This window comes from Natronomonas pharaonis DSM 2160 (genome assembly GCF_000026045.1).
In the GTDB taxonomy this organism is placed as follows: Archaea; Halobacteriota; Halobacteria; order Halobacteriales; family Haloarculaceae; genus Natronomonas; species Natronomonas pharaonis.
Genome location: NC_007426.1, coordinates 228,077 through 242,754, shown reverse-complemented (window position 1 = coordinate 242,754; position 14,678 = coordinate 228,077). Strand labels below are relative to the sequence as shown.

The window sequence follows — 14,678 nt, the reverse complement described above, 5'->3', positions numbered from 1 at the left end:
TGCCGTCGATTGCTCCAACATGGATTATCAGCGCGTCGAGGGCGACCGCGAGTACGTCGCCCGGCTCGAACACGGACGTGACTGGCGCGAGCAGATAGAGGCGTTCGCGGCCGAGGAAGACATTGACGCCGCGTTCTTCCTCGGTTTGGGTGCCGTCCAGGATGCGACGGTCTACTTCTACGACCAGGTCGAACAGGAGTACTACCCCGTCGAGTTCGACGAACCCTTCGAGGTGACGACGGCGCTTGGGAACATCTCCCACCTCGACGGCGAACGGTTCGCCCACACGCACGTGACGCTGTCCCGCGAGGACGGCTCGATGGTCGGCGGCCATCTCGATTCGGCGACGACCTTCGCCGGCGAACTCTACGTGCGAACGTTCGACGCCCACCTCGAACGCGAACACGACGAGACAACCGACCTCGACCTCTGGCCGCTGTAGATGCGGGAGCGCTAGATGCGCGAGGACGACGAGCAGTACTTCCGGCGGCTCGAATCCGACCTCGATACGGCCCTGTCTGTCGCTCGCGAGGCCCGCAAACGCGGCGGCGACCCGACAGAGGACATCGAAATCCCCATCGCCAAGGACATGGCCGACCGGGTCGAGAACATCCTCGGCATCGACGGGGTCGCCGAGCGAGTTCGGGAGATGGAGGCCGACCCCGACCTCTCCAGAGAGGAGGCGGCCCTCGAACTGGCTGCCGACTTCGCTAACGACGAGGTCGGCGACTACGAGACTCGCGCTGGCAAGGTCGAGGGAGCGGTCCGGACCGCCGTTGCGCTGCTGACAGAGGGCGTCGTCGCGGCCCCCATCGAAGGCATCGACCGGGTCGAGTTGCTGGAGAACGACGATGGCACGGAGTTCATCAACATCTACTACGCCGGCCCCATCCGGTCGGCCGGCGGGACCGCACAGGCGCTTTCGGTGCTCGTTGCCGACTACACCCGGACGCTCATCGGCATCGACGAGTACAAAGCCAGAAACGACGAAACCGAGCGGTACGCCGAGGAACTGTCCCTATACGACGACGAGACGGGGCTGCAGTACGCCCCGAAAGACGAGGAGACGAAATTCATCGCCGAGCACATGCCCATCATGCTCGATGGGGAGGCCACCGGTGACGAGGAGGTTTCGGGCTTCCGGGACCTCGAACGCGTCGACACCAACAGCGCCCGCGGCGGCATGTGCCTCGTGCTCGGGGAGGGCATCGCACAGAAGGCCCCAAAGATTCAGCGGTACACCTCACAGCTCGACGAAGTCGACTGGCCGTGGCTGCAGGACCTCATCGACGGTACCTACAAGACCGGCGAGGATACTGACGAGGCCGACGCTGACAGCGACGACGGGACCGACGAGGACGCTGCCGACGACAGTGATATCGACGACAGTTCTGCTGGCGACGAAGAGGCCGACGCGCCGTCCGGCCCGCCGCGTCCCGACCCGCAGAAGAAATTCCTCCGTGACCTCATTGCCGGTCGCCCGGTCTTCGGCCACCCTTCAGAGCCCGGCGGCTTCCGCCTGCGGTATGGCCGGGCGCGAAACCACGGTTTCGCGACGGCCGGCGTCCACCCAGCGGCGATGCATCTCATCGACGACTTCCTCGCGACCGGCACCCAAATCAAGACCGAACGCCCCGGCAAGGCCGCTGGCGTCGTCCCCGTCGACACCATCGAGGGGCCGACGGTCAAACTCGCAAACGGTGATGTCCGTCGGGTCGACGACCCCGAAGAGGCGCTCGAAATCAGAAACGGCGTCGAGGCGATTCTCGATTTGGGCGAGTACCTGGTCAACTACGGCGAGTTCGTCGAGAACAACCATCCGCTGTCGCCGGCCGCCTACGCCCCGGAGTGGTGGACACAGGACCTCGCGGCGGCCGGTGCGGATGTACAAGCGCTGGCCGACTCGCCGCGGGTCGACCTCGAACACCCAAGCGCCGAACAGGCGCTCGAATGGGCCGAGCGTTACGACGCGCCGTTACATCCGGAGTACACCTACCTGTGGCACGACCTCGACGTCGAGCGGTTCGAGGCGCTTGCGGCCGCCGCAAGCGAGGGCCACTGGGCGGAGACCGACGGGGCACAGCAGACCCGCCCGCCGGACGGTGCGGCCGAATCGACGCTTGTCGTCCCACGGTCGGAACCGGTTCGGGAGGCGCTGGAGGTGCTGCTCGTCGAGCACACGCAGGGCGAGGAGACACTGACGGTCCCCGACGCCGAGCCGCTGGTCCGGTCGCTCGGGCTCACCGAGGGCCTCGAACGGACCTGGGACGAGCTATCGACGGCCGCCCGCAGCTACGACGATGGCGACAACGCCGTCCGCGCGGTCAACGAGGTCGCCCCCTTCGAGGTCCGCGAGCGCGCGCCAACCCGCATCGGCTGTCGGATGGGCCGCCCCGAAAAATCCGAAAAGCGCGACCTCTCGCCGGCCGTCCACACGCTGTTTCCCATCGGCGAGGCGGGCGGCTCCCAGCGGGATATCGCCGAAGCGGCCACCCACGCCGAGTCGATGCAGGACACACCGGGCGAGGTCGAGGTACAGGTCGGCCGCCGACAGTGCCCCGCCTGTGACACCGAGACGTTCCGGGCGCGGTGTCCCGACTGCGAATCGGTGACCGACCCCCGGTACGTCTGCTACGACTGTAACATCGATGTCGACCCGGACGAGTCGGGGCGGGCAATCTGTCCGAACTGCGAACGGGAGGCCGACGCCGTCCAGAATCGGACCGTCAACGTCCACGAGGAGTACCGCTCGGCGCTGTCGAACGTCGGCGAACGCGAAAACGCCTTTGACGTGCTCAAAGGCGTCAAAGGACTGTCCTCGGAGCACAAGGTCCCCGAGCCGATTGAAAAAGGCGTTCTCAGAGCGAAACACGGCGTCTCGGCGTTCAAAGACGGCACTGTTCGCTACGACATGACCGACCTGCCGGTCACGTCGGTCCGGGCGGCCGAACTCGACGTGACCGCCGACCAGCTCCGGTCGCTCGGCTACGAGACGGATATCCACGGCGAGCCGCTGACCCACGAAGACCAGCTCGTCGAACTCCGGGTTCAGGACGTGGTGTTATCCAACGGCGCAGCCGAGCACATGCTGCGGACCGCCGACTTCGTCGATGACCTCCTCGAACAGTATTACGGCTTGGAGCCGTTCTACGACGCCGAGGACCGCGACGACATCGTCGGCGAACTCGTCTTCGGGATGGCTCCCCACACCTCGGCGGCCGTTGTCGGCCGGGTCATCGGCTTTACGTCGGCCGCAGTCGGCTACGCACATCCGTATTTCCACGCCGCAAAGCGGCGGAACTGCGACGGCGACGAGGACTGTGTCATGCTCCTCCTCGATGGCCTGCTCAACTTCTCGAAGACGTTTCTCCCCGACCAGCGCGGCGGCCGGATGGACGCGCCGCTTGTGATGTCGTCGCGCATCGACCCCGCCGAAATCGACGACGAGGCCCACAACATGGACATCGTCTCCTCGTATCCCCGTGCGTTCTTCGAGGCCACCCGCGAGATGGCCGACCCCGGCGAGGTCGAATCGCTCATCCAACTCGGCGAAGACACCCTCGGCACCGCCGACGAGTACCGCGGCTTTGAGCACACTCACGACACCGTCGACCTCGCTGCCGGGCCGGACCTGTCGGCATACAAGACGCTCGGCGACATGATGGAAAAGATGGACGCCCAGCTCGAGCTTTCCCGGAAGCTCCGGTCGGTCGATGAGACTGATGTCGCCGAGCGGGTCATCGAGTACCACTTCCTGCCGGATATTATCGGCAATCTCCGGGCCTTCTCCAGACAGGAAACGCGCTGTCTCGACTGCGGCGAAAAGTATCGCCGTGTCCCGCTGACCGGCGACTGCCGCGAATGCGGCGGCCGCGTCAACCTCACCGTCCATCAAGGGTCTGTCAACAAGTACATCGACACCGCGATTCAGGTCGCCGAGGAGTACGGCTGCCGGGAGTACACCAAACAGCGGCTGCGGATTCTCGACCGCGCCGTCGAGTCGATATTCGAAGACGACACGAACAAACAGAGCGGCATCGCGGACTTCATGTGAGGCTGCCTCGGGCTTGCTTCGGAGTGTCTTTCCGCCTAGACGCGCTGTCGGCTATTCATCGGCGAAGTCCGTCAGGTCAGTGCCGACCCGGAAGACGATGTCACCTGTCTCCTCTTCAGCCCCGAGCGGCACTGCCAGCATCTCCTCCTCCGTATCGTCGATAGTGACCGTCTCCGTTGCTTCACTCCCCTCCAGCGGCCCGTCGGTGACGGTGACGGTCGCTTCGTACTCGCCTGGGTCGGTCCAGACATCGCTGTAGGCGGCGAGATTGCTGCCGTCGTCCTCGCCCCCGTTTTCGTCTCCGTCACCGTTGTTGTCATCGTCGTCGCCCGGCAACAGCTCGAACGATTCGTCCAGTAGCGTCCCACCGTCCGGGCCGGTGACGGTTATCGTCCCGGCGAGTTCGCCGTCCGTTTCGTTGAACAGGTTGACATCGGCCAGCGCCATGTCGGCGAGCCAGTTGACGACGGTCGTACAGCCGGCCGTCGCCGTCGCTGCGGCCGCGCCGGTGCCAATAAGCAGTCGGCGTCGGGTGGTCGTCGGCGATGTGTTGGCGGCGTTCGGGAGGGCCATACCCAGTTTCCGGCCGGGGCGACTATCAACCCCCTGATGGCTCAAACAGCGGTTTGAGCGTGCCGGTGCCGCCAGTTCTAACCGCCCCGCAGCCGTAGAGCGGCCATGGCCGAAATCGATGCGGACGCGCTGTTGCCGAACGACCACGTCAAAACGGCTGTTCTCGACGGCGACATCACGCAACTCAGCCGCGGTGCGTCGAACCGTTACGCCGAGGCCGGCGATACGTTCGAGCTTGAGGGCACGACCTTCGAAGTCACCGCCGTCGAAGAGCGGACTCTCGGCGACCTGACCGACGACGACGCCCGCCGTGAGGGCTCGCCCTCGCTGGAGGCCTACCGGGAGCGAATGCAACGCGCCCACCCCGGTGGCTTCGAGTGGGACGACGAAAGTGACATTCTCACCTACCGGTTCGAGCCAGCCTGAGCCCGTCGTCGCGTCTCGACAGCCGCGCCGCGTGCCAGCAAACCGAGTCCGCCTTACCGCCGCTTTCTGAGTTCCGCCCGCAGGTCCGCAAGCTCCATGTCCTTCATCGAGAGCAACACGAGCAGGTGGTAGACGATATCAGCGGCCTCGTGTGCCAGCTCCTCGTCGTCGTCATCTTTGGCCGCCAACAGTAGCTCCGTCGTCTCCTCGCCGAGCTTCTCCAACACTGCGTTTTCGCCTTTCTCGTGGGTAAAAAGCGACGCCGTATAGGAGCCGTCCGGCAGTTCTTCTTTCCGTGATTCGATGACCTCGAACAGCTCGTCGAGTACCTCGTCTCCGTCGTGTCCGTCGCCGCTCATACCTCCATCATCTCTCGGATGTCGTCTAAATCCTCGTATTCGTCTTTCGGCTCTCGGCCCGCTTCGAAGACCTTGCCGTTGAGGTCGATGTCGGCGTTCGTCCGGGCCGCAAGCGCCAACCCGTCGCTCGGCCGGGCGTCGACGACCTCCTCGCCGCGCGGCGTTTCGATGTGGATGTCGGCGAGATAGGTTCCCTCATCGAGCCCCGAGACGACGACCCCGGTGACGCGTGCGCCGAGCGCTTCGATGGTGTCCAACAGGAGGTCGTGGGTGAGCGGTCGGCCGATGTCGGCGGCATCGAGCCCCCGAGCGATGCTGGCGGCCTCCTCGAAGCCGACAAAAATAGGTAACACGTCGTCGGCGTCGTCGACCCCGAGCGTGACGATGGCGACCGGCCCCGTCGGCGTCTCGGCGACGCGAACGCCCTCGATGTGTGCGTTCATACCTGTCGTGGGCGACGCCGACGCAAAAACCCGCCGGCTCCGGGGAAACGTTATTTTATGCCCGCGCCGACACCCATAGCCGATGCCCTCCAGTATCAGCCTACGCGACAGGACGGCCGCTGCCCGGGCCACCCTCGTCGGCGTTGTGTACCTGCTCGCGTTCCAGGTGGCGTTTCTGGTGATGCCGTTCACCACCGAGGCGCTGTGGCTATGGCCGCTCGGCCTCGCCGAGGCATTCGGCCGCGGCCTCGAAGGGGTCGTGGCCTTCTTCACCGGCGGCGAGTGGCTGCTTGCGTTCGTGATTCCAATCGCCGTCTTCGTGTTGGGCTTTGCCGCCGCCTACTCGTATCTCGTCGACCGGAATCCCGTCCCGGCCGTCATCGCTTTCGGCTTCCTCGCCGTCTTCTATCTCACCGAGGTCGCCTTCGCTGGGCAGTTCGAATACGCGATTCTGTATCTCGCTGCAATGCCGGTCGCTGCCCTGCTTGCGGTCGCCGGCCACCTGCTTTCGCCCCAGCGGCGAACCGCCGTCGCTAGCTGAAAAACGCCAGCCCGTGGATGCGGCTGTCGTCGGTTAGCTCGGGATGAAACGAGGTTCCGACGACGTTGTCCTGTCTGACAGCGACCGGGCGGTCGTCGACAGCGGCCAGCGTCTCGACAGCCGCATCGACCTCGTCTATCAGCGGCGCGCGGATGAAGACTGCCGGGAACGGCTCATCCAGTCCCTCGACATCGATTGCGGCTTCAAACGAGTCCTTCTGCCGGCCGAAGGCGTTCCGGTCGACGGAGACATCGAGAATATCCAGCGTCGAGACGCGGTCGTCCTTTGCGTCACGGCTGGCAACGATGAGCCCGGCACACGTCGCCAACAGCGGTTTGCCGGCGGCGGCGAAGGCTTCGATTTCCTCGTCGATGCCTTCCTCGGCGAGCAACCGAGAGATGGTCGTCGATTCGCCGCCGGGCAACAACAGCAGGTCACACTCCGGAACGACGCCGGCCGACCGGATACTCTCGACCGTACAGTCCTCGCCGTGGCGGTCGGCTGCCCGTCGAATCGCATCGGCGTGTTCGGCCACGTCGCCCTGTACCGCGATGACGCCGGCTTTGAGCATACCGTACCTTTGCCGCTCGCATCAAAAAGGGCTCGATTCGGCCGGTTTGGGACCCAACTGTCAACCACTGGACGTGCTCAATCGGCGATTCGCAGCCGACGCTGTCTTGGTGGGTGACGGACTACGCGGACGCATGCTCGCTGTACTCTCGGACACCCACGGCCGCGACTCGCCACGGCTCTCGGGTCGGACTGCCGACGCCGTCGCGGAGGCGTCGCGTGTCGTCCACGCTGGTGACTTTATGACTGAGGCGGTGCTTGATGCGTTCGAGGAACGGGGACCGTTGGCGGCCGTCTACGGCAACAACGCCACCGCAGCCGTCCGCGAGCGGCTGCCGGCCGAGCGCATCGTCGTGTGGGAGGGACTGCGCATCGCCGTTGTCCACGGCCACGAACACACCGAAACGGCGCTTGCGATGTTTGGTCGACAATCCAGCGCCGACCTCGTTGTCTTCGGCCACTCCCACGAGCCGACCTTCGAGGACGGCACCGTGCCGATGCTCAACCCCGGCAGCCACGCCGACCCGCGCTGGCACCGCCCGGCCCACGCCGAACTAGAGTGGGATGACGACGAGCAGGTCGCTCGCGGGCAACTTGTCGAACCCGCCGGTGAGGTTTTCGAACGGTTCACTGTCGAGCCACGGCGGCCATAGGAAAGACGCGCCGAACGCCGGCGGGGGGCAGTCGCAGGTGGGTGGGGAGGGCCGAAGCGTTCAGCGCAGATAGACAATCTCCCCCATTTGTAAAGAACACACCGTAGAGTCAAACCGATATTTTAGCTAAATGCAGGCGCTAAGCCCCTCCCTCAAGGAGCATCGCAGTCCGCGCAAGCGGCGTGATTTCCTGCATAAACTCTCGAACTACTACGCTCAGGAGTACGAGCTGGTGGCCGTCGAAGACCTCGACGTGAAAGGGATGCTGGAATCGCCGCGTAACAGCCGCAACACGGCCTCGTCAGCATGGAATACCTTCACCGGTATGCTCGAAACGAAGTGTGAGCGTGATGGCACGCACTTCGTGGAAGTTGAACCGGAAGGCACCACAAAAGAGTGCGCCCAGTGTGGCGTCGAAACCGACAAACCGCTGTGGGTACGAGAACATTCTTGTCCTGCCTGTGGCTTTGAAGCGGACAGAGACGCAAACGCAGCGTGGAACATTCTTTCTCGCGGACTTACCGACCTAGGAGTGGGTCACTCCGAAGGAACGCCTGTGGAGACTGCGCTCCCTGCGGGAACTGCGGTTGTTCCTGCAAAGCGCGTCTTGGAAGCAGGAAGCCCCTGCCTCAAGGAACGAGCGGCTACGCCGCGAGTGAGTAGGCAGGGGTAGTTCACCTATGCGTGCGCCGCTGTCTGAGGTACGTCGTTCCGACGACCGCAAGCAGGACAACGAACCCGCCGAGAAAGAAGGCCAGTCCGGGCGGTAGTCCGGCGGCAAAGAGGCCTTCTATCGCGGCCGAAAGCCCATCGGCCGCATCAGGTGCCTCCTCGGGGGCCGGCGCTGGCGTGTCCGCGACTTCTTCGGGTGTTGGTTCCGGTGTCGCTTCCGGTGTTGGCTCCGGCTCGACATCGAACGCACCGGGGTCGTCTTCCTCCGGTTCTTCCGGTTCGGGCGTCGGGGTTGGCTCCGGCGGCTCCGCCGCCTCATCCGTCCCGGCGAGTAGCTGCTCGCCGAAGAGCTGCTGGACGACCGCGCCGCCGGCCGCAAGCGCCAGCACGCCGCCGAACAGCCGCGATACGGCTGCTCTGAGGCCGGAGGCCCGCTCCTCCTCGCCGGCGAAGATGACGAGTGGACTGTCGGCCGGGCCGTAGACGGACATCTCCCGGCCCTTTTCGGAGTAGGCGGTGCCGACGACTTCGATTGCGCCGGCGTCTTCGAGTTTTTCGAGGTGGTACTGGGTGTTCTGCAGCGAGGTGTCGACCCGTTCGGCAAGCTCGCCGGGGGGAGCGGGGTCCTCGTGGAGCTCCGCGAGGAGGCGACGGGCAGTCTCCGACGAGAGGGCGGCCATCAGCTCGTCGGCCTCCTCGCTGTCGAGTCCGACGACCCGCGGGTCGCCGTCCGGCGAGACGTCGGGGCTGGAGGGCAGGAGGCTCATCGGCAGGGCGTTTCATCCCCGTCGGCATGAACTTTTATGCCCTCCGTCGACCGTGCCCGAAACATCTTTGCGACGCCGCCGCAACGACCGAATATGAGCCTCTCGCGCCCGCCGTCGACGGCGCTGTTCGTCGATGTCGACCCCGTGTTAGTCGGCATTATCACGGTGCTTTTGCTCATCGTCTTTGGCATCTATCTCTTCATCAGACGGACGCTTTTGAGCCTTAGCGAAGGGATGCGCGAGGGCAAGCGCCGGTAGCAGCCGCTACAGCCGGTCGTCTACTTCGGCGGCAGCCTCCTCGACGGCGTCTCGCCAGCCGTCCGGCAGCGTCCCGCCGCGCTTCGGCGGGTCGATACCCAACCGCAGCGGCTCGTAGTCGACGGCATCGACCGTCTGTGCCAGCCGCTCGCCCGCGAAGACGGCGTTCCGTTGTTTCGAGGAGACGCCGCCGTCGGCGAGCGCGTAGTAGCCGGTGAAAAGCTGGACGACGACGGCCGGTCGTTCAGTGGCGTCGGCATCCAGCCGCCGGAACAGCTTGACGGTGTTGTTGGCCGGGTCGGCGCGCCGCCATTCCAGTTCGACAAGCGCCAGCGGCTCGCCCTCACCGGCGACATCGACCGGCGTGCGGCCGACGTACCGTTCGGTCGTCCACTCGCGGTCCGGTCGCCACTCGCGGAGTGCTTCCCGGAGCGCGTCGGCGACGCGGTCGGCGTGGCTGCCCACGAGCTCGCCGTCGGCGGCGTCAACAAAAAAGCTGGCTGCGCTGTCGTCGCCGACCTACCCTTCGTGGATGTCGATGGCGGGTCGGGACGGCTCGGCGTCGCCGGCGACGCCGTCGTCGGCTTCGGCGGCGGTCAGCACGCGGACCTCGGTGTCGAACTCCCGTTCGACGAGCCACGCGGCCGACTCCAGCGCTTCCCGCTCGGTCTCGGGGTCAAGCGTCCGCTGGAGCGCCTCCCGCTCTTCTTGGAGGTCTTGGCCGTAGGCGGCCGCGTCGTCCCCGTGTCGCTTGATGTCGTCGTCCTGCATCAACTCGGAGATGACGTTCGGCGCGTCGCTGTCGATGGCAATGTTCAGCGCCCGGTGCTTCCACTCGGGAGTGACGACGATGTCGACTCGCTCGGGGTCGTCGATGCCCGCGACATCGATGATTTGGCGAACATCCTCGCGGGTGTTCTCGACGAGTCGTCGTCGCTTTTCGACGGTCTCGCGGTCGACATCGGCGCTCGGCCACGCCGCCTCTGCGATGAAGCCGTCGCCGTCGAGTTCCGCCCACAACTCCTCACAGATGTGCGGGGCGACCGGCGCGAGCAGTTTGAGCGCGGTTTCGAGCCCGCGCTCGAAGGTCGGCCCGTGGACCGCCGTGTGGGAGCGGTACTGTCGGAGCGTCCCGACGAACGACTGTGCCTGTCGGACGGCGGTGTTGAACACCAGTTCCTCGTACTCCTCGGTGGCGACGGCCACGGTCGCCTCCCGTTCGCTTTCGATGTAGCCCGCGACTGCGTCAGCCTCGGCGGCGGTTTCGATGTCTCCGCCGGCGTAGGCCGCAACGAGTTCCTTTAGCTGTGTCAGGAAGGTATACGCCGAACGGACGCCCTCTTCGGTCCAGTCGAAATCGCGCTCGGGCTGGGCGGCCTGCATCATGAACAGCCGCGCCGTGTCGGCCCCGTACTCATCGACGATGGCCTGCGGGGAGACGACGTTGCCCTTCGATTTCGACATCTTCTCGCCCTCCAGTTGGACCATCCCCTGTGCGAGCAGGTTCTCGAAGGGCTCGCGGTGGTCGAGGTCCTCGTGGTCGGCCAGCACCTTCGTCACGAACCGGCTGTACAGCAGGTGCATTACGGCGTGTTCGATGCCGCCGACGTACTGGTCGACGGGCATCCAGTCGTTGGCCCGCTCGCGGTCGAAGGCTGCTGTTTCGAGACCCGGCGAGACGTACCGGAGGAAATACCACGAGGAATCGACGAAGGTGTCCATCGTGTCCGTCTCCCGCACGGCCGGGTCGCCACACGCCGGACAGGTCGTCTCTTTCCAGTCGTCGGCCGCATCGAGCGGGTTGCCAGTCGTGTTGACAAACTCCGGCAACTCGACCGGCAGGTCCTCCTCGGGCACCAGCTCGGGGCCGCAGTCCTCACAGTGGACGACCGGAATCGGCGTTCCCCAGTAGCGCTGCCGCGAGATACCCCAGTCGCGGAGCCGGTACTGGGTGTGGGGGCTTGCGCTGTCGATATCCTCGGTGAGCCGCTCGCGTGCGGTCTCGCTGTCGAGACCGCTGTAGTCGCCGGAGTCGACGAGAACGCCGTCTTCGGTGTATGCGCTGTCGTCGACGTCCGGAATCTCGTCTTCGCTGGGCGCGACAACCGGGACGATGTCGACGCCCATCTTCTCGGCGAAGACGTGGTCGCGGTCGTCGTGGGCGGGGACGCCCATCAGCGCGCCAGTGCCGACATCCGAGAGGACGAAGTCGGCCACGAAGACGGGAATCTCCTCGCCGGTCGCCGGGTTGGTCGCCGTCAGGCCGGTTTCGACGCCGTTCGGCTCGTCGCCGTCGGGGTCGGCCTCCGATTCGATGAACCGCCGCACCGCCTCGTCTTCGTCGGCCAGCGTCTCGCTGATGGGGTGGTCCGGGGCCAGCGCGAAGAACGTCGCGCCGTAAATGGTGTCGACGCGGGTGGTAAACGCCTCGACGGGGCCGTGGTCTTCGATTTCGAACTCAAGTTCCGTGCCGTGCTGGCGGCCGATCCAGTTGCGCTGCATCTGCCGGACCGAGTCGGGCCACCCTTCCAGCTCGTCGATGTCGTCGACCAGTTCGTCGGCGTAGTCGGTAATCTTCAGGAACCACTGTTCGAGTTCGCGGGTCACGACCGGCGTATCACAGCGCCAACAGAGCTCGTCGTCGCCCTCGACCTGCTCGTCGGCCAGTACCGTCTCACAGTCCGGACACCAGTTGACCTCGGCGTCGCGCCGCTCGGCGAGGTCCTCTTCGACGAACCGGCGGAAAAGCCACTGGTTCCACTGGTAGTAGTCGGACTCGCAGGTCGTCACCTCTCGCTCCCAGTCGTAGCCGAACCCCATCGACTCCATCTGGTCGCGCATCGTGTCGATGCAGTCGACCGTCCAGTCGCGGGGGTTGGTATCCCGCTCCTTGGCGGCGTTTTCAGCCGGAAGCCCGAACGCGTCCCATCCCATCGGATGCAGCACGTCATCGCCGTCCATCCGGCGGTAGCGTGCGTAGGCGTCCGTAATCGTGTAGTTCCGGACGTGGCCCATGTGGAGCTGTCCGGACGGGTACGGATACATCCCGAGAACGTAGGTCGGGTCCTCGACGTCGTCGGGCGTGCGATACACGGAGGCGTCGTTCCACGCCTCCTGCCAGCGTTCTTCGACCGCGCCGTGGTCGTAGCCGTCGTCGGTCATAGAGAGGAAGTTATCGGGAACGTTCCGGCGGTTCGGCCTTAAGCTTTCCATCCGCCCGGCGGTCCTACACTGCGGGAACTGGGGCCAACGCTCATACGTGTAGACGCCGTATTATCGGTATGGCCGACGAAACACAGCAAAACGAGGGCGTACTGGGGGCGCTTCGACGGCCGGCGTCGAACGGCGAGCTTCGGAACCCGAAAATCGCGGCAGCGGCAGTGCTGTTGCTCGTACTCCTGCCGCTGATTCCGTTCTTCGTCGTCGTCTGGCGGATTTCCAAAACGCTCCGGGGCGTCAGAAAGCGCGTCTCCTGGGAGTAGGCGGTTCCGTTCCCGTTTCTATCGGAGCTTCGTATCAACTAGCCCGAAGCTCGTGCCGGCACCATCAGCAGTAGCCCGCTCGTAGACCGCGCGTGCGGCAGCGACGTCCTGAATGGCGAGCCCGGTCGAGTCGAAGACGGTAACGCCATCGCTGTCGCGCCGCCTCGGCTCGTCGCCGACGACGATTTCGCCGAGTTCAGCACTGATATCCGCGTCGTCGAGAACGCCCTCGCTCCATGGGACGTTGATTTCCCCGGAGTGCGTACACTGCTCGTGGTCGTCGATGACGATTCGGGCGTCGGTCACGACGTCCTGCTCCAGTTCGTTCTTGTCGGGTGCGTCGGCACCCATGGCGTTGATGTGGGTGTGGTCGGCGAGGTCGTCGGCGCTTACGATTGGTGACCGAACCGGCGTAACGGTAGAGAGCACGTCACACGACGCAGCCTCGGCGATGGAGCCACGACGGACATCGAACTCGTCTCCGAAGTGGTCGATGAACGCCTCGACGGCCTCGTCCCGCTTGTCGGCGACGACGACCTCGTCGATGTCTCGGACAACACTGATGGCCTCCAGTTGCGTGTACGACTGGACGCCCGCCCCGACGATGCCAAGCGAGTTGGCGTCCTCGATGGCGAGATGGTCCGTTGCGACAGCTGCTGCCGCGCCCGTCCGCTTCCGGGTCAGCGTCGTCCCGTCCATAATCGACAGCGGGAAAGCGTTTCTCGGGTCCGAATACACCATCGTCCCCATCACTGTCGGCAGGTCGTACTCATCGGGGTTGTCGGTGTGGACGTTGACCCACTTGATGCCGGCGGCGTCCCAGTCGTCGGCTTCCATGTACGCCGGCATCGACCGGAAATCACCGTTGTACTCCGGTAGGTCGATGTAGGACTTGGCCGGCATCTGTACGTCACCGCGTTCGTAGGCCGCGAAGGCCTCCTCGACGGCGACGATGACTTCGGCCATATCGGCGGCCGCGTCGACATCGTCGGGGTCCAGCAGTAGCGTCTCCATACGGCAACACTTGCGCGAGGCCTACTTAACGGTCCGGACTGCGGTTGCTCGACCGCCACTGTGGGCCGTAGATTCAAATACCGTGAGGGGGCCAACAGCCCCATGCCGATACGCACCATCACCGGGGATTGTCTCGTCCGCTTCGAGGGACCGCGGGACCGCACTGTCCGTGGCACCGTACTCGCGGTCGTCAAGCCCGACAACACCGTTCTCGTCCACGATATTGATGGCTATCAGCCGGCCGCGTGGCTCACCCGCGCATCGGAGCTATCGCTGACCCGTGACCCGCTGTGGCTCGTCGCTGTCGATGGCGACGAAACGCTCCGTATCGAGGCCGTCGGCGACGTGACCGTCACCGAACACGAGGCGACCGTTGCCGGCACGCCCGTCGGGAACTGCCGCTGTGGCGGCGACCTCGTCCGCTCCGGCGGCGGAGTCTCCTGTCTCGACTGTGGCGAGCGGTTCGGCCTGCCGAGCGGTGCGACAACGACCGGCGACGACTGTTCGTGTGGGCTGCCGACCGTCCGCGTCGACCGCGGCGAGCCGTTCGAGTTGTGTCTCGACCCCGACTGTGGCTCACTATTGGAGGCGGTGCGGGCGGCCTTCGAAGGCGAGTGGGCCTGTCCGGAGTGTGGCAGCGACCTCGACATCATCCGCCGCGGCGGACTGCTCGCCGGCTGTGAGCAGTATCCGGACTGTGAGACGGCCTTCTCGATACCCGACGGTGTCGTCGACGGCCGCTGTGGTTGCGGGCTGCCGGTCTTCGAGACGGCAACCGGGCGTCGCTGTCTCGACACCGACTGTTCGGTGGGGCGCGACCGCTGACACCGACGCTGGCCGCAGCCAACAGCCCGTCGCCCGCCGAC

The 14,678-nt window shown here is 65.5% G+C and carries 16 protein-coding genes and 1 pseudogene; 9 read left to right on the top strand and 8 right to left on the bottom strand.

Annotated features, from left to right (window positions below):
- Positions 1–19 precede the first annotated feature (19 nt).
- Together NP_RS01235 and NP_RS01230 are read left to right on the top strand one after the other, a co-directional pair.
- On the top strand, positions 20–442 hold the full coding sequence (locus tag NP_RS01235) for a PPC domain-containing DNA-binding protein (RefSeq protein ID WP_011321966.1): 423 nt from the start codon (positions 20–22) through the stop codon (positions 440–442).
- Between the two features lie 15 nt (positions 443–457).
- Entirely contained in the window at positions 458–4,054 is a 3,597-nt protein-coding gene (locus NP_RS01230; RefSeq protein ID WP_011321965.1) for a DNA polymerase II large subunit, read from the top strand.
- A 51-nt stretch (positions 4,055–4,105) separates the two neighbouring features.
- Here NP_RS01230 and NP_RS01225 read toward each other — a convergent pair whose 3' ends face one another.
- Positions 4,106–4,627, bottom strand: coding sequence for a hypothetical protein (locus tag NP_RS01225; protein ID WP_011321964.1), 522 nt, complete (start codon positions 4,625–4,627; stop codon positions 4,106–4,108).
- A gap of 105 nt (positions 4,628–4,732) precedes the next feature.
- Here NP_RS01225 and NP_RS01220 point away from each other — a divergent pair, with 105 nt between their 5' ends.
- A complete protein-coding gene (locus tag NP_RS01220) occupies positions 4,733–5,053 on the top strand; it encodes an ASCH domain-containing protein (RefSeq protein WP_011321963.1) in 321 nt (106 codons plus the stop codon).
- 53 nt (positions 5,054–5,106) lie between these two features.
- On the opposite strand, the gene hisE is transcribed toward NP_RS01220, so the two are convergent.
- Both hisE and NP_RS01210 read right to left on the bottom strand, forming a co-directional pair.
- Positions 5,107–5,412, bottom strand: coding sequence for a phosphoribosyl-ATP diphosphatase (hisE, locus tag NP_RS01215; RefSeq protein WP_011321962.1), 306 nt, complete (start codon positions 5,410–5,412; stop codon positions 5,107–5,109).
- Positions 5,409–5,855, bottom strand: a complete 447-nt coding sequence (locus NP_RS01210; RefSeq protein WP_011321961.1) for a bifunctional nuclease family protein — start codon at positions 5,853–5,855, stop codon at positions 5,409–5,411. The genes hisE and NP_RS01210 overlap by 4 nt, the downstream gene beginning before the upstream one ends.
- An 82-nt stretch (positions 5,856–5,937) precedes the next feature.
- Here NP_RS01210 and NP_RS01205 point away from each other — a divergent pair, with 82 nt between their 5' ends.
- The gene (locus NP_RS01205; protein ID WP_011321960.1) at positions 5,938–6,396 is read left to right on the top strand and encodes a hypothetical protein; all 459 of its coding nucleotides are present in this window, start codon (positions 5,938–5,940) and stop codon (positions 6,394–6,396) included.
- On the opposite strand, the gene pdxT is transcribed toward NP_RS01205, so the two are convergent.
- Complete coding sequence (pdxT, locus tag NP_RS01200) at positions 6,389–6,967, bottom strand: pyridoxal 5'-phosphate synthase glutaminase subunit PdxT (protein WP_011321959.1); 579 nt, start codon at positions 6,965–6,967, stop codon at positions 6,389–6,391. The genes NP_RS01205 and pdxT overlap by 8 nt on opposite strands.
- Positions 6,968–7,100: 133 nt before the next feature.
- Between pdxT and NP_RS01195 the strand changes: the two genes are divergently transcribed.
- Together NP_RS01195 and NP_RS01190 are read left to right on the top strand one after the other, a co-directional pair.
- Positions 7,101–7,619, top strand: coding sequence for a metallophosphoesterase (locus tag NP_RS01195; protein WP_011321958.1), 519 nt, complete (start codon positions 7,101–7,103; stop codon positions 7,617–7,619).
- 172 nt (positions 7,620–7,791) lie between these two features.
- A pseudogene (locus NP_RS01190) lies at positions 7,792–8,292 on the top strand (RNA-guided endonuclease InsQ/TnpB family protein); the annotation flags it as partial.
- A 1-nt stretch (position 8,293) separates the two neighbouring features.
- On the opposite strand, the gene NP_RS01185 reads toward NP_RS01190, so the two are convergent.
- Entirely contained in the window at positions 8,294–9,058 is a 765-nt protein-coding gene (locus NP_RS01185; protein ID WP_011321956.1) for an ArsR/SmtB family transcription factor, read from the bottom strand.
- A gap of 93 nt (positions 9,059–9,151) precedes the next feature.
- On the opposite strand from NP_RS01185, the gene NP_RS14695 reads away from it, so the two are divergent.
- The gene (locus tag NP_RS14695; RefSeq protein ID WP_011321955.1) at positions 9,152–9,316 is read left to right on the top strand and encodes a DUF7859 family protein; all 165 of its coding nucleotides are present in this window, start codon (positions 9,152–9,154) and stop codon (positions 9,314–9,316) included.
- Between the two features lie 6 nt (positions 9,317–9,322).
- On the opposite strand, the gene NP_RS01175 is transcribed toward NP_RS14695, so the two are convergent.
- Together NP_RS01175 and leuS are read right to left on the bottom strand one after the other, a co-directional pair.
- Positions 9,323–9,781, bottom strand: coding sequence for a hypothetical protein (locus tag NP_RS01175; RefSeq protein ID WP_011321954.1), 459 nt, complete (start codon positions 9,779–9,781; stop codon positions 9,323–9,325).
- A 54-nt stretch (positions 9,782–9,835) separates the two neighbouring features.
- The gene (gene leuS / locus NP_RS01170; RefSeq protein WP_011321953.1) at positions 9,836–12,478 is read right to left on the bottom strand and encodes a leucine--tRNA ligase; all 2,643 of its coding nucleotides are present in this window, start codon (positions 12,476–12,478) and stop codon (positions 9,836–9,838) included.
- A 119-nt stretch (positions 12,479–12,597) separates the two neighbouring features.
- Here leuS and NP_RS01165 point away from each other — a divergent pair, with 119 nt between their 5' ends.
- Positions 12,598–12,798 carry a DUF7535 family protein gene (locus tag NP_RS01165; protein ID WP_011321952.1) on the top strand — a complete coding sequence of 67 codons (201 nt, stop codon included), beginning with the start codon at positions 12,598–12,600 and terminating at the stop codon, positions 12,796–12,798.
- Between the two features lie 18 nt (positions 12,799–12,816).
- Here the strand turns inward: NP_RS01165 and NP_RS01160 are convergent, their stop codons facing one another.
- Positions 12,817–13,812 (bottom strand): alanine dehydrogenase, encoded by a 996-nt coding sequence (locus NP_RS01160; RefSeq protein WP_011321951.1) that lies wholly within the window; start codon positions 13,810–13,812, stop codon positions 12,817–12,819.
- A 102-nt stretch (positions 13,813–13,914) separates the two neighbouring features.
- Here NP_RS01160 and NP_RS01155 point away from each other — a divergent pair, with 102 nt between their 5' ends.
- Complete coding sequence (locus NP_RS01155) at positions 13,915–14,637, top strand: endonuclease NucS domain-containing protein (RefSeq protein WP_011321950.1); 723 nt, start codon at positions 13,915–13,917, stop codon at positions 14,635–14,637.
- The last annotated feature ends 41 nt before the right edge of the window (positions 14,638–14,678 follow it).